The organism is Epilithonimonas tenax DSM 16811 (assembly GCF_000428485.1).
Classification (GTDB): Bacteria; Bacteroidota; Bacteroidia; order Flavobacteriales; family Weeksellaceae; genus Epilithonimonas; species Epilithonimonas tenax.
This window is the reverse complement of record NZ_AUAA01000002.1, coordinates 140,583-159,919: the sequence shown is the minus strand read 5'-3', so window position 1 is coordinate 159,919 and position 19,337 is coordinate 140,583. Positions and strand designations below refer to the sequence as shown.

The following is a 19,337-nucleotide window of genomic DNA, read 5'->3' as shown; positions in this document are numbered from 1 at the left end:
TATAATGCAGAAAAACATACTTGTCATCTATTATTCGCAAACCGGACAACTGGAAGATATCGTCAAAAACATCGCCCAACCGTTTGAAAATAATGAACAATACAAAGTCACCTATTACAACATTCAGCTGAAACAGGATTTTCCTTTCCCTTGGCCGAGTGATGTCTTTTTCAACACTTTTCCCGAATCCTATTTGCAGATCCCGAGCGACATACTCCCACCATCCGATGAAATACAGAACACCAAATTCGACCTTATCCTTTTTGGCTATCAGGTGTGGTATCTCACACCGTCTATCCCGATTATTTCATTTTTGAAAAGTGGATTTGCAGAAAACATCCTCAAGGACACACCCGTGGTGACCATTTCCGCAACCAGAAATATGTGGATGCTTTCACAGGAAAAACTGAAAGTCTATCTGAAAAGAATGAATGCCAAATTGGTTGGGAACATCGCATTGGTAGACAGGCGAGACAATTACACAAGCGTTTTGACCATCCTGCGATGGCTCACCACAGGACAAAAAGAAAAATCAGGATTATTACCAGCGGCAGGCATTTCTGACGAAGAAATTACAGGATCTGTCAAGTATGGCAAGATCATTGAAGCGCATTTCCGCACCAACGACTTTCAAGACCTACAGCCGGACTTGGTGAAAAACGGAGCCGTCGAGATCCGCCCATTTTTGGTCCGCGTAGAAAAAGTAGGGAATAAAATTTTCACCGTCTGGTCCAATTTGATTATCACAAAAAAAGAAAAACGTCCTTTGCTGATTAACCTCTTTAAGGTATATTTGATGTCAGCCATATGGATTATTTCACCTATTGTATTGGTTTTCCATATATTGGCGGCACCATTATTATGGTCCAAAAGAAAAAAGCAAAGAGAATATTTACAAGGCATAAATTTAAAATAAAAGATGAGCAACGTATACATCACAAAATCATCCACATACTTACCAAACGACCCCGTGTCTAATGACGAAATGGAAACACACCTGGGATTGGTAAACAACACACCTTCTAAAGCAAGAGCTCTGATTCTCAGAAACAATCAGATCAAAACAAGGTATTATGCCTTGGACAAAAACGGAAACCCAACGCATACCAATGCTCAAATAACAGCAAGGGCAATTGATGGACTTTTTGATGAGAATTTCAAAAAAGAAGATATGGAACTGCTGTCTTGCGGAACCACTTCTGCAGACCAGATCCAACCGTCGCATGCTTCTATGGTTCACGGCGAGCTCAACATTGGAAAATCTGTAGAGGTGAATACCGCAATGGGACTTTGCAACTCGGGAATGAACGCCCTGAATTATGGATTCCTATCTGTAAAAGCAGGCGTAAAGGACAATGCAGTCTGTGTAGGTTCTGAAAGATTTTCTTCCTGGATGACCGCTGACAAATTTGACCACGAGGCAGAAAACCTCAAACTTCTGGAAGAAAGACCCATTGTCGCCTTCAAAAGAGAATTCCTAAGATGGATGCTATCTGACGGTGCAGGTGCTTTCTTGCTGGAAAATAAACCAAGGGAAAATACAACTTCTCTGAGAATAGAATGGATCGATTTCTATTCTTACGCACACCAGATTGAAGCTTGTATGTATTCTGGCTGTGAAAAACAAGAAGACGGAAGCCTAAAATCCTGGGCAGATTATCCTTCTGACGAATGGCTGAAACAATCGATCTTCGCTTTGAAGCAAGACACCAAAATTCTTGATAAATACATTTTGGTAAAAGGAGCAGAAAGCCTCAGAACCTCTTTTGATAAACATCAGTTGGATCCAGAATCTGTGGATCATGTTTTGGCTCACATCTCTTCCGGCTATTTCAAAGATGGCTTGAAGGAAGAATTCGCCAATGTTGGATTAGATTTCCCTTGGGAAAAATGGTTCTACAACCTGTCCGAAGTAGGAAATATTGGTGCCGGTTCTATTTTCATCGCTGTTGAACAGTTGATGAATTCCGGGACATTGAAGAAAGGCGAAAAAATCCTTCTTTGTGTTCCGGAAAGTGGAAGATTCGCTTATTCTTGTGCCTTGTTAACGGTTTGCTAATGGAAACTACTCTACCAAACTCAGATCAAGATTTTGTAGAAAGTCTGATTCCGCAAAGGTTTCCATTCGTCATGGTTGGCGAAGTTTCTGACTATTCTGAAAGTCACCTTGTTTCGAAATTCACGATTAAGGAAGATCACATTTTTGTAAACGAAGGCACTTTTCAAGCATCAGGATTAATTGAACATCAAGCGCAAACTGTGGCTTTGCATACTGGTTACAAATATTTTCTCTTGGGTAAGGAATCTCCGACCGGTTACATCGGCGCAATCAAATCTTTCGAAGCGGAGAGCTTACCGAAAGTTGGCGACCAATTGATTTCTGAAGCCACAATTTTGAATGAAATGATGGGCGTAACTTTGGTTGAAATCATCACGAAAATCAATGAGACGGTAATTGCGAAATCGCAGATGAAAACCGTTGTGAAATAATAAAAAAAATAAACTTCGAAAGTCACAAAAGGAAAATCAAAAACTGCTTTTGTGACTTTTGTGGTTAAAATAAAATATGGAACTGAAGGCCGAAAACTTAATCAACATCCACAATTTTCTTCCCCATCGCAAACCAATGCTGATGACGGATTATATTTTGGAACTCACTCCGGAAACCGTTATCACTTCTTTCGAAATCAGAACAGATAATATTTTTCTTATCAATGATGAATTTGTAGAAGCCGGACTGATAGAAAATGTCGCACAAACCTGTTCATCAATTCTTGGACAAAGTTTTTTTCAGAATCCTGAGGTAGAAACCAAGGTCATCGGTTTCATTACCAATATCAAAAAGATAGAGATTTTTGCCTTACCCAAAGTGGGAGACCATATCATCTCAAAAGCATCGATGATTTCTCAATACGAGAACATTTGCCATATTTTCTGCGAGACTTTTATGAATGAACAATTATTGACAAGGGCAGAAATCAATTTGTTTATCCAGGAATTGAAAAACTAAGAATCAGATGAAAAAACAAGATATTCCACAAGATGAAAGCAATCTTCAATCAGCAAATATGACGGAGATGCTCTATGTGACTGATGAAAACAACAATTACACTACCGCCAACAGCATCGGCTGGGACGCCAAAAAAGCAGCACTCGATGAATCTATGGCGCTCATCAACGAGAGAATTGAAGAGGCAAAACAAAACGTTGCCAACCAGATTGTGAGCCCAATCATCTATTTTATGGAATTTAACAAAATGGATTTGCAGGTTCTCGCGGCTTACGTCGGAATGTGGCAATGGACGGTTAAAAGACACGCAAAACCAAAAATTTTCAAAAAACTCAGTGATTCTACTTTGAAGAAATATGCCGATACGTTCGGAATTTCGGTAGACGAACTCAAAAACTTCGACGGTAAATAATGAAATTGAATTTTGAACACCATCAGACTGCCCACTGCGAAAACGGTGTTGCCTCCAATCTACTTCTCAATAGAGGTTTGAAACTCAGCGAACCAATGATTTTCGGAATCGGTTCCGGATTGTTTTTCGTTTATCTGCCTTTCTTAAAAGTCAATTTTGCGCCGGGTTTCAGCTACCGTCCGATGCCGGGAGCTATTTTCAGCAAGGCTGCAAAAAGGCTTGGAATTAAAATCAAAAGAATAAAATTTTCAAATCCTAAAGAAGCTCAGGCTGCTTTGGAAAAAAATTTAGAACAAAATATCCCGACAGGTCTGCAAGTCGGAGTTTTCAACCTCACGTATTTCCCTGAAGAATATAAATTCCATTTCAACGCTCACAACCTTGTGGTTTACGGAAAAGAGGACGGCAAATTCCTCATCAGCGACCCAGTAATGGATTTCGCAACAACTTTGACGGAAGCTGAACTTGAAAAAGTTCGCTATGCAAAAGGCGCACTCGCTCCAAAAGGTCATATGTATTTCCCGACACACATTCCTGAGAATGTAAATCTGGAAGAAGCTATTAAAAAAGGAATTAAAGATACCTGCAAAAATATGCTGGCTCCCGTTCCGATTATCGGCGTAAAAGCAATGCGTTGGGTAGCCAAAAGCATCCCCAAATGGGCCGAGAAAAAAGGCACAAAAGTGACCAATCATTATCTCGGACAATTGATCAGAATGCAGGAAGAAATCGGGACCGGCGGTGGCGGTTTTAGATTTATTTACGGTGCTTTTTTACAGGAAGCAGCTGTGATTCTTAAAAATGACGAGTTAAAGGAATTATCCAAAGAAATTACCGCCATCGGTGATCTATGGAGAGACTTTGCTGTGGATATTGCCAGAGTTTACAAAAATAGAAATTCGAAAAGCGACATTTACAATCAGCTTTCAAAATCGATGTTGCATATTGCTGATTTGGAAGAGGCTTTTTATAAGAAACTACGAAAAGCGATTTAGTTTGGAGAATATCATCGAAATAAAAAACCTTTACAAGAAATACAAAAACTCGGAAGACTTTTCGGTTAATGATATTTCTTTGAATATTGATAAAAACGAAATCTACGGAATTCTCGGTCCCAATGGAGCAGGAAAAACCACGTTGATTTCTATGCTTTCTGGTTTGATTAAACCAACCTCAGGAAGTTTTACCATCAACGGATTGTCTCCGAAAAAAGACAGTTCTAAAATCAAACAAATCATTGGCGTTGTTCCTCAAGAATATGCGCTCTACCCGACTCTGACGGCGAAAGAAAACCTTCTGTTCTTCGGAAGTCTGTATGGTTTGAAGAACAATTACCTTCACAAAGCCATCGATGAAGCGTTGGAATTAATGGGTCTAACGAAATTTGCCAATAAAAAAGTAGATCAGTTCTCCGGTGGAATGAAGCGCCGTTGCAATTTGATTGCAGGAACGCTCCACAATCCGAAAGTTCTGTTTTTGGATGAGCCGACCGTTGGCGTTGATGTTCAATCAAAAAAAGCAATAATTGATTATCTTTTAGATCTAAATAAAAAAGGAACGTGCATTATTTACACCTCGCATCACTTATCTGAAGCTGAGGAATTTTGTACAAAAATCGCCATCATAGACCACGGAAAAATCCACGCAACGGGAACTCCGCAAGAATTGGTAGAAAGAATTGCCAATGCCGAAAACCTAGAGGATGTTTTCATTTCATTAACCGGAAAAGAATTGAGAGATGTTGTATAAATTGTGGAGAAGTTTCATCAAAGAAATTCAATTATTGAAAAGAGATTCTGGCGGAATTGTCATTATATTTCTGATGCCGTTGTTGCTGATTATTACAATTACCTTAATTCAGGATTCGACATTCAAAAATCTGGAAGGTTCAAAAATTCCGATTATTTTTATCGATAAAGATAAATCTGAAATTTCTAAGAACATCAAACTAGAATTTCAACGCAGTAAAACTTTTGATTTACTCACCAATTATGATGAAAAATCCGCTCAAAATGCCGTTTTTTCTGGTGATTATCAAATGGCCATCGTCATCCCCGAAAATCTAACGAAAGATTTAAATTCTAATATTGATTCTAAAGTTCAAGCCATCGTAAGTTCGTTTGGTTTGGAGACCGATTCTACTGCTACAAAAGCCGTGGCTTCTAAAGCGAAAAACATTCATCTCTATTTCGACCCTGCAACCAATGCAGGTTTCAAAAATTCTGTGATGAATTCCATCAATAAAATGGTTTTTGAAATCGAGAATAAAAAAATATACAAAGCTTTCCAAGATCAACTGGGAACAACGGAAGACCTTAAAAATCAAAGCTTAATTAGCTTCAAAGAAATCACGCCGAACAAAGGCAAGGAAGAACTAATACCGAATTCTGTTCAGCACAACGTTCCTGCTTGGGCATTGTTTGCGATTTTCTTCATTGTGGTGCCTTTGTCTATTAATTTGGTGAAAGAAAAAAGCCAGGGAACAAGCGTGAGAGTTCGAGTGAGCCCTACGCTGTATTACATTCATATTTTAGGAAAAACATTGACGTATCTTATCATTTGCGTCATCCAGTTTCTTCTGATGGTAGCGGTAGGAATCTGGCTTTTCCCACTGATGGATTTGCCTCAGTTTGATGTTTCCGGAAAAATGTTCCACCTTCTCATTGTTACGCTTTTTGCGGGCTTGGCAGCGATTGGATTTGGGGTTTTAATCGGAACAATGTCCAATACTCAGGAGCAGTCGGCGCCCTTTGGAGCAACTTCAGTGGTGGTTTTGGCAGCGATTGGCGGAATCTGGGTTCCGGTTTTCCTGATGCCCGAATTTATGCAGAAAATTGCGCAGTTTTCCCCGATGAATTGGGGGCTGAATGCGTATTACGATATCATTTTAAGAAACAGCGGGATTGGCGAAATTGCCAAAGAACTTATTTTCTTATTTTTATTTTATATTGTGATGGTAACTGTTTCTTTATTGTATGAGAGGAAACAAAATAGTGTGTGATTTTTTTAGGAGCCGGGAACCTGCTGTCCACTATATCTTTTTTGTCATTGCGAACGAAGTGAAGTTATCTATTGAACCCGTCAGCAACCGCAATAACAAAAAAGGATGCCGTTCCCATCAGGGCTAGGGATTTCGTTGGAAATTCACGTTTCGTCAACCCTATCAAAGAGACAAAACTTTGGCAAAGTTGAAAGATAAATAAACAGTTCGCTCCTCTGGAGCTTTGCTTTTGGGGCTTCATTTTTTTCTACTAACAGTAAGCCCCGATGGGACTTTGCAAAGCTTCGTTAGAAGCAAACTGTTAATAGCAAATAGATATTGATAAAATTAAAGCTCTAGAAGAGCGACCTGATAATCTTATTTCAATTTTATCAGATTATAATTGGTGAAATCTTTGTGAAAACCTTTGTGCCCTTTGTGGTAAAAAAAAAGAATACAAAATGCAGTCTAAAAATATAACTTGTACAGAAGAAGTACGCGTACGATTCAACGAAACAGACCCGCTGGGAATTGTTTGGCACGGCCATTACATCGTGTATTTTGAAGATGGAAGAGAAGCTTTCGGAAGACAACACGGCTTAACCTATCTCGACATCCAAAAAGCGGGATTTGTAACACCGATTGTGAAAAGTACGTGCGAACATTTTCTACCTTTGAAATACGGTGAAACATTCAACATCGTTACGACTTTCGTGAATTCTGTGTCAGCGAAACTGATTTTCAAATACGAGATTTTCAATCAGCAAAATCAATTGGTTTGCAGTGGAGAAACCATTCAGGTTTTTCTGGATTCCGACAATAATTTATGCCTGTACAATCCCGAGTTTTTTCTGGCTTGGAAAAACAAAATGGGATTTTAGATGGCTTTTGGCAATTGGCTATTAGCTTTTTAAAAAATTGTTGTCCGATGAAAACAGACAAACACGATGTTTACAAGACAAATCTACATTTCGCTCCTCTAGAGCTCTGTTTTTGGTGGTTTCACTTTTTTCTATTAACAGTAAATCCCGATAGGAATAAACACAGCACCGTTAGGAGCATACTGATAATAGAAAAAATTATTCAAAAATTAAAGCTCCGTAGGAGCGACCTGTTAATTGTATTTAATCGGCAATAATGTTTTCAAAATAAGATTCAAAAATTTTAGTAGTTAATGAACAAAGAAATTTACATTACAGATTACAACTGCGTCACGCCTATGGGTTTTGATGTAGAATCAAACTGGAAAGCAATTTTGCAAGGAAAATCTGGCGTTGCACTGCATAAAGTTGTTGATAATCACGAAGCTTTTTTTGTTTCTAAAATTGATTCTGAAAAGCTGGAAGAAAAATTTAATAATAACTTCAACAATAAGGATTTCACAAGACTTGAAAAAATGTTTTTACTAAGTCTGAAACCTTTAGTAGAAAGACATCCGATTTCAGATCAAACCGCTTTTATTCTCTCCACAACGAAGGGAAACATCAGCTTATTAAAGCACGAAAGCTCTCTACCGGAAGGTGTTTATCTCTCGAATTTAGCTCAAAAATTAGCAGATTTTTTCGGATTTAAAACCAAACCAATCGTGGTTTCCAACGCTTGCGTTTCTGGAGTGATGGCGATTGCTGTTGCGAAAAATATGATTCTGGCAGGAAACTATAAAGACGCTTTTGTGGTTGCTGGAGATGAGATTTCTGAGTTTGTGATTTCGGGTTTTAATTCTTTTCAAGCCATTGGAAGCGAACCGTGCAAACCTTATGACAAAAACAGAAACGGAATTAATCTGGGCGAAGCGACTGCAGCAGCTTACATCACTTCCACTCCATCAGAAAACGAAAAATTTCGGTTTAAAGTGTTAGGCGATTCTGCCATTAACGATGCCAATCATATTTCTGGCCCATCAAGAACTGGCGACGGATTGTTTGCCAGCGTTCAAAATGCGATGAATGAAGCAAATATTTCATCAGAACAAATAGATTTCATTTCCGCTCACGGAACAGCGACACTTTACAACGACGAGATGGAAGCCATTGCCTTCAACAGAATGGATTTGCAAAATGTGCCCCTCAACAGTATGAAAGGTTATTATGGACATTGTTTGGGCGCATCAGGACTTTTGGAAAGTATTATTTCTATGCAATCTGCCTTAAACAATACTTTGATTCCTTCTAAAAATTTTGAAGAAATGGGCATTTCACAGGATTTGAATATTATTAAGGAAAATAAATCGGCAAAAATTAAATATATTTTGAAAACGGCTTCGGGTTTTGGCGGATGTAATGCGGCAATTGTTTTGGAAAAAGCATAAAAATAATTTTGTAATTTTGATAGCATTAAAGTTTTAGGAAATGGAATCTACTTTAGAACTCAGAAAAAGAATTCACGACTTCACCGATATTGCAGATGAGAGAATTCTGCGCATCATTAACGGAATTATTAATGTTGAGGAGCAGGAAGACAACTATCCAGCAATTCCTGATTGGTATTATGAAAAGCTTGAAATTGAAAGGGAAAAGCATTTGAAAGGAGAAACGCCTTCGTATACTTGGGAGGAAGTCAAAGAAAAAGCAAAATCTGCTTTGAAATGACCTATAAATTAATTTTACAGGAAGAAGCAAGCCTGGAAATTCTGGAAGCATATATTTATTATGAAAATGCGCAGAAAGGTTTGGGATAAAAATTTATGAAAAATTTAGATAGATACTTGCGTAGAATTCAAAACGATCCGAAACATTTCCAGCTTAAAAAAAATTATAGAGAAGCTTTTATTCAAAAGTTTCCATATCTCATCGTTTTTGACATTATTGATTCCAAAATAATTGTGCTTTCTGTTTTCAACACTCATCAAAATCCAACAAAAAAGCCTTAACCTTTTTGAAAAACCTTAATGAAGAAAACAGACATTTGTACCATAGAAAACTCAAAAATAATCCTCAACGAACAAATTATTTTTGAAACTGAAACCGAAAATTTCTCAGACTTTGCGAAAGAAGCCTACAAAACTTTAGAACTGAATTATCCCAAATTTCATAAGATGGATCATCTCAGCAAACTCGCTTTTCTCGCTTCCGAAATGATTCTGAAAAACGATGATCACAGCAAAACGGCTTTGGTTTTCGCCAACAAATCTTCAAGTTTAGATACGGATTTTAAATACCAGCAAAGCATCAATTCTCAGGAAGATTTTTTCCCGAGTCCTGCGGTTTTTGTGTACACTTTACCCAATATCTGCGTAGGAGAAATCAGCATTAAACATAAAATGCAAACCGAAAATGCGTTTTTCGTTTTAGATCAATTTGATGAAGAATTTTTAAACTCCTATTCGGCACAGATTCTGCAATCTGGAAAAGCCGAAAAAGTCTTGTGTGGCTGGGTGGAACTATATCAGGAAAGTTATAAAGCTTTTGTATATTTGCTGACTACGTAATTTAACAATATAACAGTATAACAATGTAACAATACTTCAGTTCCAATTGGTAAACTGATACATTGATACATTGGTAAATTTTTGAAAAATGGAAGATTTAAAATTAGAATTAAAAAACAAAATTATAGAAGTTCTTAACCTTGAAGACGTTGCAGTAGAAGAAATCAAAGATACAGATCCACTTTTCGGTGGTGGTCTTGGTTTAGATTCTATCGACGCTTTAGAATTAATTGTACTTCTAGACAAAGACTACGGAATTAAATTGGCTGATCCGAAAAAAGGAAAAGAAATCTTCCAGTCTATCGAAGTGATGGCGAAATACATCGAAGAAAACAGAACAAAATAAATTAATTTACCAATCTAACAGTGTAACAGTCTGGCAATTATTGGTAAACTGTTACATTGCTACATTGTTACATTTGTAAAAGATGAGTCAAAAAATTGCCATTACAGGAATGGGCATTATTTCCTCCATTGGTAACAATGTTGAGGAAAATTTTATTTCGCTCACAACCGGCAAACACGGTATTTCAGACATTGAATTGTTTGAAAGTCGCCATAAAGGAAGCATCAAAACAGGCGAGATAAAATTATCTAACGAAGAACTTGTGCGGAAACTTCAACTTAGTGAAGATAACAAAGCAACGAGAACCACTTTATTGGGAATGGTTGCTGCAAAAGAAGCCGTAGAAAGTGCCGGAATATCGGATATCAACGCATACAAAACCGGCCTTATTTCCTCTACAAGTGTTGCAGGAATGGATGTCACCGAAAAATATTTCTACACCTACGAAGATTTTCCTGAAAAGCAAAAATACATCGACGCTCACGACGCAGGAAATTCATCTTTGGCGATTGCAGAATTGTTGGGTCTGAAAGGAATAGTTTCTACCATCAGCACAGCCTGTTCGTCTGCAGCCAATGCGATTATGATGGGCGCAAAACTCATTAAAAACGGCGTCCTAGACCGTGTGATTGTTGGCGGAACAGATTCACTTTCGAAGTTTACTTTGAATGGTTTTAATACGCTGATGATTTTAACTGATTCTTACAATACCCCTTTCGACAACGACAGAAAAGGTCTTAATCTGGGCGAAGCAGCTGCTTTCTTGGTTTTGGAATCTGACGAAATTGTAAAAAAAGAAAATAAAAAACCAATTGCCTATCTTTCCGGCTACGGAAATGCCAACGATGCGCACCACCAAACCGCTTCTTCGGAAAACGGACAAGGTGCTTATCTTGCAATGGAAAAAGCATTGAAAGTCTCAGGTTTAAATAAAGAAAACATCGATTACATCAACGTTCACGGTACCGCAACTCCGAACAATGATTTGTCTGAAGGCATTGCAATGATTCGGATTTTTGGGGAAAACAAAGTTCCTGAATTCAGTTCTACGAAAGCGTTTACTGGTCACACTTTAGCCGCAGCGGCGGGAATTGAAGCAGTTTATTCTATTTTAGCAATGCAGAACAATGTGATTTTTCCAAATCTTAATTTCAAAACAAAAATGGAAGAATTTGACCTGAAGCCAGTTACAGAACTGAAGGAGAAAAATATCACCCACGTACTTTCCAATTCATTTGGGTTTGGAGGAAACTGTTCAACTTTAATTTTCTCTAAACAATGAGTACCGTTTACATCAACAGTGCCGCCTGCATCTCGGTTCAGGACACTTTAAACGACAATTTCTTAGACCATTTAAAATCTGAAAATACAGTTCTAGTTTTAAAAGCCATTGAACCGAATTACAAAGAATTCATTCCGCCAGCGATGAGCAGAAGAATGTCTAAAACAGTGAAAATGAGTTCCGTAGCTTCCAAAAAAGCTTTACAAGAAGCTAGAATTGAAAAACCCGACGCCATCATCGTAGGAACCGGAATGGGTTGTTCACAAGATTCTGAAAAATTTCTGAAAAATGTGATTGATAACGATGAAGAGTTTTTGACGCCTACCTTTTTTATCCAGTCAACTCACAACACCGTTGCCGGACAAATCGCTTTGGGACTGCAATGTCACGGCTATAATTTCACTTACGTTAATTGCTCTTCTTCGCTGGAATTTTCTATGTTGGATGCCAAACTTCAGATTTTGGACGGTGAAGCAGACAATGTTTTGGTAGGTTCTACAGACGAGCAAACCGAGCGAACAATGGAACTGTACAAGCTTACCAATGCCATTAAAAAAGAAGAAAATCTTCCGGTTGATTATTTAAACTCAAAAAGTGAAGGCGTAATTTGGGGCGAAGGTTCTAGCTTTTTTGTTTTAGGAAAAGAGAAAACTGAAAATTCTTATGCCAAACTAAAAGATATTAAAATTATTAACTCATTAGAATTAAACGAAACTCAACAATTCATTGAGGATTTTTTAGTTAAAAATAAGTTGAAAAACGAAGAGCTTGATGCTGTAATTTTTGGTTTCAGCGGAGATTCTGCATCTGATGTTTATTATAAAAATGCATCTGAATTATTTCCAAATTCTTCACTACTTTATTACAAGCATTTGAGTGGCGAATACAATACAACAAGTGGTTTTTCAACGTTTATGGCTTGCAAGATTCTTAAAAATCAAGAGATTCCAGAAGTGATGAAAATTAATGATGTGAAAAGGGAAAACATTCAAAATATTCTTCTCTATAATCATCTTGGAGGAAAAGACCATAGTTTGGTTTTGCTGGAGAAGGCTTAAAACCAAACCTTGGAGGTTTACAGACATAAAAAAATGAAACACTATTCTTTCGTCCTATTTTACTTGTTTTGCAACCTTATTATTTTCGGGTTTCAGGGAACTATTTGGGTCTACATCTTTTGTTTCATTCTATTTTCAGTAGTTGTAATTTGGGGATCGTTTGATATTCAGTTAGGATATTTTGTTAACAATTTTACCCACAAACGAACGAAAATAAAAGAAGTCGCTTTGACTTTTGATGACGGACCTACTGAGTTTACGCCGAAGTTTTTAGATGTTTTGAAGGAAAACAACATCAAGGCCACATTTTTCTGCATCGGAAAACAGATTGAAAAATATCCCGAAACTTTTCTAAGAATTATTGCGGAAGGTCACACAATAGGAAATCACACCTTTTCACATTCTAATAATACCGGATTTTTATCTACTTCAAAGATGATTAAGGAAATTGAAAAGTGTGATGAAGTGATTCATCAAATCGGGAATATTAAAACCAATCTTTACCGTCCACCTTTTGGCGTAACCAATCCTAATATTGCTAAAGCCATCAAGAAAACAAATAAAAAGAGTATCGGCTGGAACGTTCGGTCCTTAGACACCGTAATTGTTGAAGAAAATAAAATTCTGAAAAGAGTAACAAAAAATTTAAAAAAAGGAAGTGTAATTCTGCTGCACGATACTTCAGAAAAAACCTACAATGTTTTGGTAGAATTATTGTTATTTTTGGAACGTATGAAGTATTCGACTTTTACAATTGATAATTTCAAAAACCACTAAGTCCACGAAGAAATTTTCACGAAGAACACAAAGCGTGAGTCAAATAACTTTAAAATAGTGACCTTTGTGAAATCTTTGTGGTTGAAAGTAAAATGCCAGACAATGATTAAAAATATAGTTTTTACCACATTTATACTAATTTCAAGTTTTGTTTTTGCACAAAATACGGCAATGACAGGTGCTGAATCAAAAGCATTTGTAAACAAAATTTCGTCTGAAACTAAGGAAATTAAAACTTTGCAAAGTGATTTTGTTCAGACCAAAAAAATGGATTTTCTAGATAAAAATATTGTCACGCAAGGCAGAATGTCTTTAAAATCCCCAAATAACTTAAGCTGGAAGTACACAAAACCATATCAGTACAATATTATCTTCAAGGAAAATAAAATTTTCATCAACGACCAAGGAAAAAAATCTTCGGTGGATGCAAAAAGCAAAACTTTTGAAAAGATCAACAAATTAATTGTAGGAAGTTCTAACGGAAAAATGTTTAGCGATCCGGAATTTGTAGTTTCATATTTTAAAAATGGAAGTTCAAACATCGCCAAGTTTACACCAAAATCTCCTCAATTACTGAAATACATCAAACAGATTGAACTTCATTTTCCTAAAAACCAATCCACCGTTTCACAAGTGAATATGACCGAAGCTTCGGGCGACACCACGAATATTGTTTTCAAAAACACCAAAATCAATGCGCCGATTCCTGCTGCTGAGTTTTCTTTATAGTTCACTTTTTCTGCTGTTGATTTCTTGTAAGACGTACCAGCTAAAAGATGTAAAACCTATTTCAAATTTCGAAAAAACGGTTGAAAATTTATATTTTTCGTCGAAAGAAGATTATGTATACAAATGCCAGATGGATATTTATAAAAATCACGTCAGCGGAATTTTAATCATCAAAAAAATATCAGATGACACACATCGGGTGGTGATGACATCAGATTTTGGCAATAAAATGATTGATTTTGAAATTTCTGAAAATAATTTTAAGCTCAACTATGTTTTGGCAGATTTAGATAAAAAAATGGTTATTAATTTTTTGAAAAATGATTTTCAGGAATTTTTAAGGCAAAAATACCTTGTGAACGAAAGTTTTGAAAATGAAAACTCAAGAATTTACCTCTCGAAAACTAAGAAGAAAAGCTATTATTTGTTTTTCAACAAAGAAAATAGTTTGCTGAAACAAATCATTTATACCAAGAGCAATAAGGAAAAAATCGATTTTAGTTTTGATGCAAAAAAACCTACTTTTGCAGAGATGATTCTTCTTGACCATAAAGATTTTAAAATCAATATAAAATTATTCCAAATCACTGAAACTGAATAAATAATGCAGACTATTCTTACAGATTTTTACACATTAAAATCCTCTGAAAAGACGGAAAACGGAAGTTTTATTGCCAACATTTCCCTCAATAAAGATCACGAAATATTTAAGGGCCATTTCCCAGGCAATCCTGTAACACCAGGTGTTTGTATGATGCAGATCGTAAAAGAATTGACGGAGGAGTTTACCGGAAAAAAATTATTCCTAAAATCTGCTTCCAATGTAAAATTTATGGCGATTATTAATCCTTTTGAGACGCCAGATTTAGATTTAAGTTTCATCATTACCGAAAGTGAAACCGAAGTTAAAGTGAAAAACACTACCGCTTTTGGCGAGACTATTGCATTGAAAATGTCTGTTAATTATACTAAAATTTAAGATGAAACTGATATTATCTCTTTTCACTGGTTTGTTTTTATTTTTTCAAACATCAGATTTGGATGCCCTTAGAAATGCTTATTCTAAAGCCAATACCTCAAACGAAGGCGCAAAAAACTTCATTGAATTGGCTGATAAAAGCTCTTCTTCTGACCCATTAATCAAAGGTTACAAAGCTGCTGCAAAAATTTTGGAAGCCAAAGTGACAACAGAAAAAAACAAAAGAAAATCTTTCGTAAAATCTGGCGCTACAGAGTTGGAAACCGTGATAAAATCTAACCCCAACAACGTAGAAATGAGACTCATCAGAATGAGTATACAAGAAAATATTCCGAAAATTGTGGGATATTCTAAGAATTTAAAAGAAGACAAAGCCTATATTTTGAGTAACTATACAAGGCAAAATTCTGTGCTGAAAGTGTATATTAAAAAATTTGCAATGCAGTCTAAAACAATGACAGCAACGGAAAAAAACTCATTGAAATAAATGCTGATTTCTGAAGTACAAGATGCAATAAACGAGAAGAAAATCTGCGTTTTAATTCCTACTTACAACAACGAAAAAACTTTAAAAAGAGTAATAAACGGTGTTTTAGAATATACACAAAACATCATCATCATTAATGACGGTTCTACGGATTCTACTTCAGAAATTTTAGAAAATTACTCTCAGCTTACCGTCATCAATCTTCCTGAAAATAAGGGTAAAGGAAATGGTTTGAAAATCGGTTTCAGAAAAGCAAAGGATCTTGGCTATAACTACGCAATTACTATAGATTCTGATGGACAGCACTATCCAGACGACATTCCCGTTTTTATTGAAGCATTACAGAATGCAACCGAAGATGTTTTAATTATCGGAAACCGGAATATGTCACAAGACGGAATTCCCAAAAAAAGCAGTTTCGGTAACAGGTTTTCTAACTTTTGGTTTTGGTTTGAAACCGGAATCAAGCTGGAAGATACGCAATCTGGTTACCGATTATATCCTCTACATAAAATTCCGGAAAAGTACTATACTCCAAAGTTTGAGTTTGAGATTGAAATTATCGTCCGAACCGCCTGGAGACACGTTCCCGTGAAGAATATTCCTATAAAAGTTTTGTACGATCCTGCGGAAAGAGTTTCTCATTTCAGACCTTTTAAAGATTTTACAAGAATCAGTATACTGAATACGATTTTGGTTTTTTTCGCTTTGGTGTACATCAAGCCCAGAAATTTTATCCATAATTTCAGAAAGAAAAGCTTCAGGAGCTTCATCAAAGAAGATGTCTTGGAAAGCGACGGGAGCAACCGCACCAAAGCGCTCTCTATTGCCTTGGGTGCATTCATTGGTCTGTCGCCGGTTTGGGGTTTTCAAACGGCTTTAACGATATCTTTGGCTGTTATTTTCAAACTCAACAAAGTGCTGGCATTTGTTTCTTCAAACATCAGTTTCCCGCCATTTATTCCGTTTATTATTGCGGGTTCTCTCTTTATTGGTGCGCCGTTCGTAGATGGAGAAACCAACTTTCTGAATCACGAAATCAATTTCGAATTGGTGAAAAATCACCTGCTTCAGTACATTATTGGAAGTCTCATTTTGGCCAGTTCTGTTTCTACTATTTTGGGCGTTGGTTTTTATCTTTTTTTAAATAAAGTAAATCCTGAAAACGGGTAGGATTATTTGGGCAACTTTTCCGCCTTCCACTCCCAATCTTTTTGCCTACGCTTTTCCAGCCACAAAAAAGGATTTCCGTTCAAGTCGGGTTGCGCTTCGCCAAGGGGTAAAAAAAATGCTATCAGCGATCTTTTTGCTCTGTGACATTTTCCAAGCGTTCGTCTATGACTTCTTTGCCCAAAATATCAGAGCAGGTGCTGAACGCGCCAATTGTACAACCCAAAATCCCGTGCATATTCACACTTTGTCCCGTAAGAAACAGATTGCTGATTTTTGTCTTTGGAGAAAAAATAGTTTTCATAGGATGGTCAGAATCCTTTACGAAGCCATACATATTACCTTTGTAACCACCGATATAATCTCTGTAAGAAAGTGGTGAAGAGGTGTAAACAGATTGTATCATTGTACGTAATTCCGGGAATTTTTTTCCTATCTCAAAAAGGACTTTCTCTGCCTTTTCCTCCTTAAATTTTTCATAGTCTTTTCCGCGTTCATACTTTTCCGCAACGGTATTGAACGTATCTCCCCACTTTTCCACCTCGTCATAACTCATATAAGTCAAAGCAGTCAAACTCTCCGCAAATCCCAGATAACGTTTTGATTCTGTTGAAGAAAGCATATAAAATCCAGGCCAGTAATCTGGAGAAATATTGGGATTTTGCCAAACCAAATCTTCGGATCGGTAATGGAAATAGTTATGATCAAAATGTTTAAAGGACTTCGGTTTTAACACCAGATAGACACTGAAACACGAGATAACAGGCTCCAGATCACAGATTCTATTGGTATAAGATTTTTTCAAACGCTCTTTCCCCACCAGATCCAGAGTGGTTCTGATTTCTATATTGGAAATAAACTTTTTGGCGTAAAATTCTTTCCCATTTTTTGTTTTAACAGACTTTAAACCGTTTTCTTCATCAAAGATCATTTCGGACACTTCAGAATGTTTATACACTTCTGCATCGTGATGTCTAAGTTGCTTTATCAACAGTTTGGAAATTTGGCTGCCACCTTTGACGCATTTATAAGAACTTTGAATGTAAGAATCCACCGTCAAAGCGTGAACATACAACGGCGTATTTGCTGTGACTCCACCGTAAAGGAAGCTAGATCCCGACAAGACAACCTGTAGCTTTTTATTGGGCGTTACAGACCTTAAAAAATCCCGTGCATTGATGTACAGACTATCTTCATTGTAAGGATCACTTTTTAGATTATACCGTGGAAAGAGAGCACAGACATTCTGGATGGTTTGCACATATCTCGCGAGGTTTTGTCTTTCCTCTGGAAAGATCTTGGCCAATTGTTCCACGAAATTATCATAACCCTGAGAATGCGGATACGCCACCTCATCGCCATCAAAGGTGATTCTGTCATAGCCGTTCTCATCCATTTTTTTCAAATCCAAGTCCTGCATAATGCCGAGATAGGTGAAATATTGGTTGAGATTTTGCCCTTTAGACAATCCGCCCAAATAATGAACTCCTGTATCGAAAATAAGTTTGTCTCGTGAAAAAGTCTGGAGGTTTCCGCCATACTGGTTGTTTTTTTCGAGTACACAGACTTTCAGGCCTTCTTTCGCTAAAATAAGTGCAGAAACAAGACCGCCGAGACCGCTGCCAATGACCAATATGTCGTATTCTTTTTTCATTTTTTCTTAGAATTGAGATAGTAGACATTAGATGTAAAATTTACTCAACCAGTAAATTATTTCTCTAAATATATTGAAAATCAATCAACATCGTCCCAAAAATCGAAGTAATTGAACCACTGTAGTGGATATTTTTTGAGCATCGATTCCAGATTCTGGGTGTAGGAATTGAGCAAACCTTGGGAATCTCGGTTTTTTATGTTCTCTGCAACTCTTGCGTAAAGGTGATAATGGAGATTTTTTTCCTTCATCACGTAAACATACACCACGGGAACGCGCAGTCTGGAGGCAATAAGGAAAGGTCCTGCAGGAAATTTGGCCGTTTTTCCGAGCAGTTCTGCTTCCAAGAATTTTGAGCCTTCGAAATAGCGGTCACCTGTGAAACAGATAAGTTCATTGTTTAAAAGCGCCTGATTGATTTCAAAAATATGCGACATATCGTCTTTCACATAGATGAATTTCACATTGCTTTTCTTTACGGAAACACTTTCCAAGTATTCTCTAATGACTGTAACTTCCAGATCTGTTGTCACTAAGTTGATTTGGCAATCAAGATCAATATCGGCAAAAAAATGTTCGGCTATTTCGAAATTACCGATGTGCGCGCTGATGAGGACGCCACCTTTTTTTTCGGCCAAAAGATTTTTGAGCGTATCAATTCCGTCGAATTCGTAGGTGTATTTTCCTCTCAACCCTGCTGAGATGGCCGTTTTATCAATTAACGTTTTTCCGAACGTAAAATAACTTTTATATACTGCTAGTTTGGCTTTCCAGAAACTGAATTTGAGCCGTTTTCTGAAGTAATATGAGATGTAATGGTTGCTCTTTTTTTCGAATAGAAAATAGTACAAAGCAACAAAATAAAGCACAAAATATGAACTGCGGATTCCTATGTTTCTAATGCACCAGACGAAGATTCTATATCCTAAAATTGTGCCTTTAGATTTGCCTTTCCACTTATTCATAGTTTCAATTTAACAATATATCAATGGAACAGTGTCACAATTTTAAAATATTGGTAGATTG

24 protein-coding genes are annotated in these 19,337 nt (G+C 36.8%); 22 read left to right on the top strand and 2 right to left on the bottom strand.

What is annotated here, in order from left to right:
* The first annotated feature begins 4 nt into the window (after positions 1-4).
* The 22 genes from F564_RS0101660 (at position 5) to F564_RS0101540 (ending at position 16,660) form a co-directional block, all read left to right on the top strand.
* Positions 5-916 (top strand): hypothetical protein, encoded by a 912-nt coding sequence (locus tag F564_RS0101660; RefSeq protein ID WP_028121070.1) that lies wholly within the window; start codon positions 5-7, stop codon positions 914-916.
* A 3-nt stretch (positions 917-919) separates the two neighbouring features.
* Positions 920-2,059 carry a beta-ketoacyl-ACP synthase III gene (locus F564_RS0101655; RefSeq protein ID WP_028121069.1) on the top strand — a complete coding sequence of 380 codons (1,140 nt, stop codon included), beginning with the start codon at positions 920-922 and terminating at the stop codon, positions 2,057-2,059.
* The gene (locus F564_RS0101650) at positions 2,059-2,490 is read left to right on the top strand and encodes a hypothetical protein (protein WP_028121068.1); all 432 of its coding nucleotides are present in this window, start codon (positions 2,059-2,061) and stop codon (positions 2,488-2,490) included. The genes F564_RS0101655 and F564_RS0101650 overlap by 1 nt, the downstream gene beginning before the upstream one ends.
* A gap of 76 nt (positions 2,491-2,566) precedes the next feature.
* Entirely contained in the window at positions 2,567-3,010 is a 444-nt protein-coding gene (locus tag F564_RS0101645; protein ID WP_028121067.1) for an ABC transporter permease, read from the top strand.
* 7 nt (positions 3,011-3,017) lie between these two features.
* Positions 3,018-3,422, top strand: a complete 405-nt coding sequence (locus F564_RS0101640) for a hypothetical protein (RefSeq protein WP_028121066.1) — start codon at positions 3,018-3,020, stop codon at positions 3,420-3,422.
* On the top strand, positions 3,422-4,417 hold the full coding sequence (locus F564_RS0101635) for a BtrH N-terminal domain-containing protein (RefSeq protein WP_028121065.1): 996 nt from the start codon (positions 3,422-3,424) through the stop codon (positions 4,415-4,417). Before F564_RS0101640 ends, F564_RS0101635 begins: the two co-directional genes overlap by 1 nt.
* 1 nt (position 4,418) lies before the next feature.
* The gene (locus tag F564_RS0101630; RefSeq protein WP_028121064.1) at positions 4,419-5,171 is read left to right on the top strand and encodes an ABC transporter ATP-binding protein; all 753 of its coding nucleotides are present in this window, start codon (positions 4,419-4,421) and stop codon (positions 5,169-5,171) included.
* A complete protein-coding gene (locus F564_RS0101625; protein ID WP_028121063.1) occupies positions 5,161-6,423 on the top strand; it encodes an ABC transporter permease in 1,263 nt (420 codons plus the stop codon). The genes F564_RS0101630 and F564_RS0101625 overlap by 11 nt, the downstream gene beginning before the upstream one ends.
* 440 nt (positions 6,424-6,863) lie before the next feature.
* On the top strand, positions 6,864-7,283 hold the full coding sequence (locus F564_RS0101615) for an acyl-CoA thioesterase (RefSeq protein WP_028121062.1): 420 nt from the start codon (positions 6,864-6,866) through the stop codon (positions 7,281-7,283).
* A 293-nt stretch (positions 7,284-7,576) separates the two neighbouring features.
* Positions 7,577-8,710: a beta-ketoacyl synthase N-terminal-like domain-containing protein gene (locus F564_RS0101605; protein WP_028121060.1), complete on the top strand. Its 1,134-nt coding sequence runs from the start codon at positions 7,577-7,579 to the stop codon at positions 8,708-8,710.
* Between the two features lie 40 nt (positions 8,711-8,750).
* On the top strand, positions 8,751-8,990 hold the full coding sequence (locus tag F564_RS0101600; protein WP_028121059.1) for a hypothetical protein: 240 nt from the start codon (positions 8,751-8,753) through the stop codon (positions 8,988-8,990).
* Between the two features lie 95 nt (positions 8,991-9,085).
* Complete coding sequence (locus F564_RS20085) at positions 9,086-9,271, top strand: hypothetical protein (protein ID WP_228373827.1); 186 nt, start codon at positions 9,086-9,088, stop codon at positions 9,269-9,271.
* A gap of 18 nt (positions 9,272-9,289) precedes the next feature.
* Positions 9,290-9,829: a hypothetical protein gene (locus F564_RS0101585; RefSeq protein WP_028121058.1), complete on the top strand. Its 540-nt coding sequence runs from the start codon at positions 9,290-9,292 to the stop codon at positions 9,827-9,829.
* An 88-nt stretch (positions 9,830-9,917) separates the two neighbouring features.
* Entirely contained in the window at positions 9,918-10,175 is a 258-nt protein-coding gene (locus tag F564_RS0101580; protein WP_028121057.1) for a phosphopantetheine-binding protein, read from the top strand.
* 82 nt (positions 10,176-10,257) lie between these two features.
* The gene (locus tag F564_RS0101575; protein WP_028121056.1) at positions 10,258-11,457 is read left to right on the top strand and encodes a beta-ketoacyl-[acyl-carrier-protein] synthase family protein; all 1,200 of its coding nucleotides are present in this window, start codon (positions 10,258-10,260) and stop codon (positions 11,455-11,457) included.
* Positions 11,454-12,515 (top strand): beta-ketoacyl synthase N-terminal-like domain-containing protein, encoded by a 1,062-nt coding sequence (locus F564_RS0101570; RefSeq protein WP_028121055.1) that lies wholly within the window; start codon positions 11,454-11,456, stop codon positions 12,513-12,515. Before F564_RS0101575 ends, F564_RS0101570 begins: the two co-directional genes overlap by 4 nt.
* Before the next feature lie 33 nt (positions 12,516-12,548).
* Positions 12,549-13,292, top strand: a complete 744-nt coding sequence (locus tag F564_RS0101565; protein ID WP_028121054.1) for a polysaccharide deacetylase family protein — start codon at positions 12,549-12,551, stop codon at positions 13,290-13,292.
* A gap of 102 nt (positions 13,293-13,394) precedes the next feature.
* Positions 13,395-14,021, top strand: coding sequence for an outer membrane lipoprotein carrier protein LolA (locus F564_RS0101560; RefSeq protein ID WP_034980427.1), 627 nt, complete (start codon positions 13,395-13,397; stop codon positions 14,019-14,021).
* A gap of 130 nt (positions 14,022-14,151) precedes the next feature.
* Positions 14,152-14,622, top strand: coding sequence for a hypothetical protein (locus F564_RS0101555; protein WP_228373826.1), 471 nt, complete (start codon positions 14,152-14,154; stop codon positions 14,620-14,622).
* A gap of 3 nt (positions 14,623-14,625) precedes the next feature.
* Positions 14,626-15,000 carry a 3-hydroxyacyl-ACP dehydratase gene (locus F564_RS0101550; RefSeq protein ID WP_185094323.1) on the top strand — a complete coding sequence of 125 codons (375 nt, stop codon included), beginning with the start codon at positions 14,626-14,628 and terminating at the stop codon, positions 14,998-15,000.
* 1 nt (position 15,001) lies between these two features.
* Positions 15,002-15,487, top strand: a complete 486-nt coding sequence (locus F564_RS0101545) for a hypothetical protein (protein ID WP_028121050.1) — start codon at positions 15,002-15,004, stop codon at positions 15,485-15,487.
* Entirely contained in the window at positions 15,488-16,660 is a 1,173-nt protein-coding gene (locus F564_RS0101540) for a DUF2062 domain-containing protein (RefSeq protein WP_034980424.1), read from the top strand.
* A 121-nt stretch (positions 16,661-16,781) separates the two neighbouring features.
* On the opposite strand, the gene F564_RS0101535 is transcribed toward F564_RS0101540, so the two are convergent.
* Both F564_RS0101535 and F564_RS0101530 read right to left on the bottom strand, forming a co-directional pair.
* The gene (locus tag F564_RS0101535; protein ID WP_028121048.1) at positions 16,782-18,311 is read right to left on the bottom strand and encodes a phytoene desaturase family protein; all 1,530 of its coding nucleotides are present in this window, start codon (positions 18,309-18,311) and stop codon (positions 16,782-16,784) included.
* An 80-nt stretch (positions 18,312-18,391) separates the two neighbouring features.
* Positions 18,392-19,276: an LpxL/LpxP family acyltransferase gene (locus F564_RS0101530; protein WP_028121047.1), complete on the bottom strand. Its 885-nt coding sequence runs from the start codon at positions 19,274-19,276 to the stop codon at positions 18,392-18,394.
* Between the last annotated feature and the right edge of the window lie 61 nt (positions 19,277-19,337).

Excerpts from the sequence above, each read along its gene's own strand:
- F564_RS0101655 (WP_028121069.1), top strand. The coding sequence starts at position 920 with ATGAGCAACGTATACATCACAAAATCATCCACATACTTACCAAACGAC.
- F564_RS0101585 (WP_028121058.1), top strand. The coding sequence starts at position 9,290 with ATGAAGAAAACAGACATTTGTACCATAGAAAACTCAAAAATAATCCTC.
- F564_RS0101635 (WP_028121065.1), top strand. The coding sequence starts at position 3,422 with ATGAAATTGAATTTTGAACACCATCAGACTGCCCACTGCGAAAACGGT.
- F564_RS0101560 (WP_034980427.1), top strand. The coding sequence starts at position 13,395 with ATGATTAAAAATATAGTTTTTACCACATTTATACTAATTTCAAGTTTT.
- F564_RS0101555 (WP_228373826.1), top strand. The coding sequence starts at position 14,152 with ATGGATATTTATAAAAATCACGTCAGCGGAATTTTAATCATCAAAAAA.
- F564_RS0101530 (WP_028121047.1), bottom strand. The coding sequence starts at position 19,276 with ATGAATAAGTGGAAAGGCAAATCTAAAGGCACAATTTTAGGATATAGA.
- F564_RS0101580 (WP_028121057.1), top strand. The coding sequence starts at position 9,918 with ATGGAAGATTTAAAATTAGAATTAAAAAACAAAATTATAGAAGTTCTT.
- F564_RS0101540 (WP_034980424.1), top strand. The coding sequence starts at position 15,488 with ATGCTGATTTCTGAAGTACAAGATGCAATAAACGAGAAGAAAATCTGC.
- F564_RS0101545 (WP_028121050.1), top strand. The coding sequence starts at position 15,002 with ATGAAACTGATATTATCTCTTTTCACTGGTTTGTTTTTATTTTTTCAA.
- F564_RS0101660 (WP_028121070.1), top strand. The coding sequence starts at position 5 with ATGCAGAAAAACATACTTGTCATCTATTATTCGCAAACCGGACAACTG.
- F564_RS0101570 (WP_028121055.1), top strand. The coding sequence starts at position 11,454 with ATGAGTACCGTTTACATCAACAGTGCCGCCTGCATCTCGGTTCAGGAC.
- F564_RS20085 (WP_228373827.1), top strand. The coding sequence starts at position 9,086 with ATGAAAAATTTAGATAGATACTTGCGTAGAATTCAAAACGATCCGAAA.
- F564_RS0101615 (WP_028121062.1), top strand. The coding sequence starts at position 6,864 with ATGCAGTCTAAAAATATAACTTGTACAGAAGAAGTACGCGTACGATTC.
- F564_RS0101575 (WP_028121056.1), top strand. The coding sequence starts at position 10,258 with ATGAGTCAAAAAATTGCCATTACAGGAATGGGCATTATTTCCTCCATT.
- F564_RS0101565 (WP_028121054.1), top strand. The coding sequence starts at position 12,549 with ATGAAACACTATTCTTTCGTCCTATTTTACTTGTTTTGCAACCTTATT.
- F564_RS0101640 (WP_028121066.1), top strand. The coding sequence starts at position 3,018 with ATGAAAAAACAAGATATTCCACAAGATGAAAGCAATCTTCAATCAGCA.
- F564_RS0101600 (WP_028121059.1), top strand. The coding sequence starts at position 8,751 with ATGGAATCTACTTTAGAACTCAGAAAAAGAATTCACGACTTCACCGAT.
- F564_RS0101650 (WP_028121068.1), top strand. The coding sequence starts at position 2,059 with ATGGAAACTACTCTACCAAACTCAGATCAAGATTTTGTAGAAAGTCTG.
- F564_RS0101645 (WP_028121067.1), top strand. The coding sequence starts at position 2,567 with ATGGAACTGAAGGCCGAAAACTTAATCAACATCCACAATTTTCTTCCC.
- F564_RS0101605 (WP_028121060.1), top strand. The coding sequence starts at position 7,577 with ATGAACAAAGAAATTTACATTACAGATTACAACTGCGTCACGCCTATG.
- F564_RS0101625 (WP_028121063.1), top strand. The coding sequence starts at position 5,161 with ATGTTGTATAAATTGTGGAGAAGTTTCATCAAAGAAATTCAATTATTG.
- F564_RS0101550 (WP_185094323.1), top strand. The coding sequence starts at position 14,626 with ATGCAGACTATTCTTACAGATTTTTACACATTAAAATCCTCTGAAAAG.
- F564_RS0101535 (WP_028121048.1), bottom strand. The coding sequence starts at position 18,311 with ATGAAAAAAGAATACGACATATTGGTCATTGGCAGCGGTCTCGGCGGT.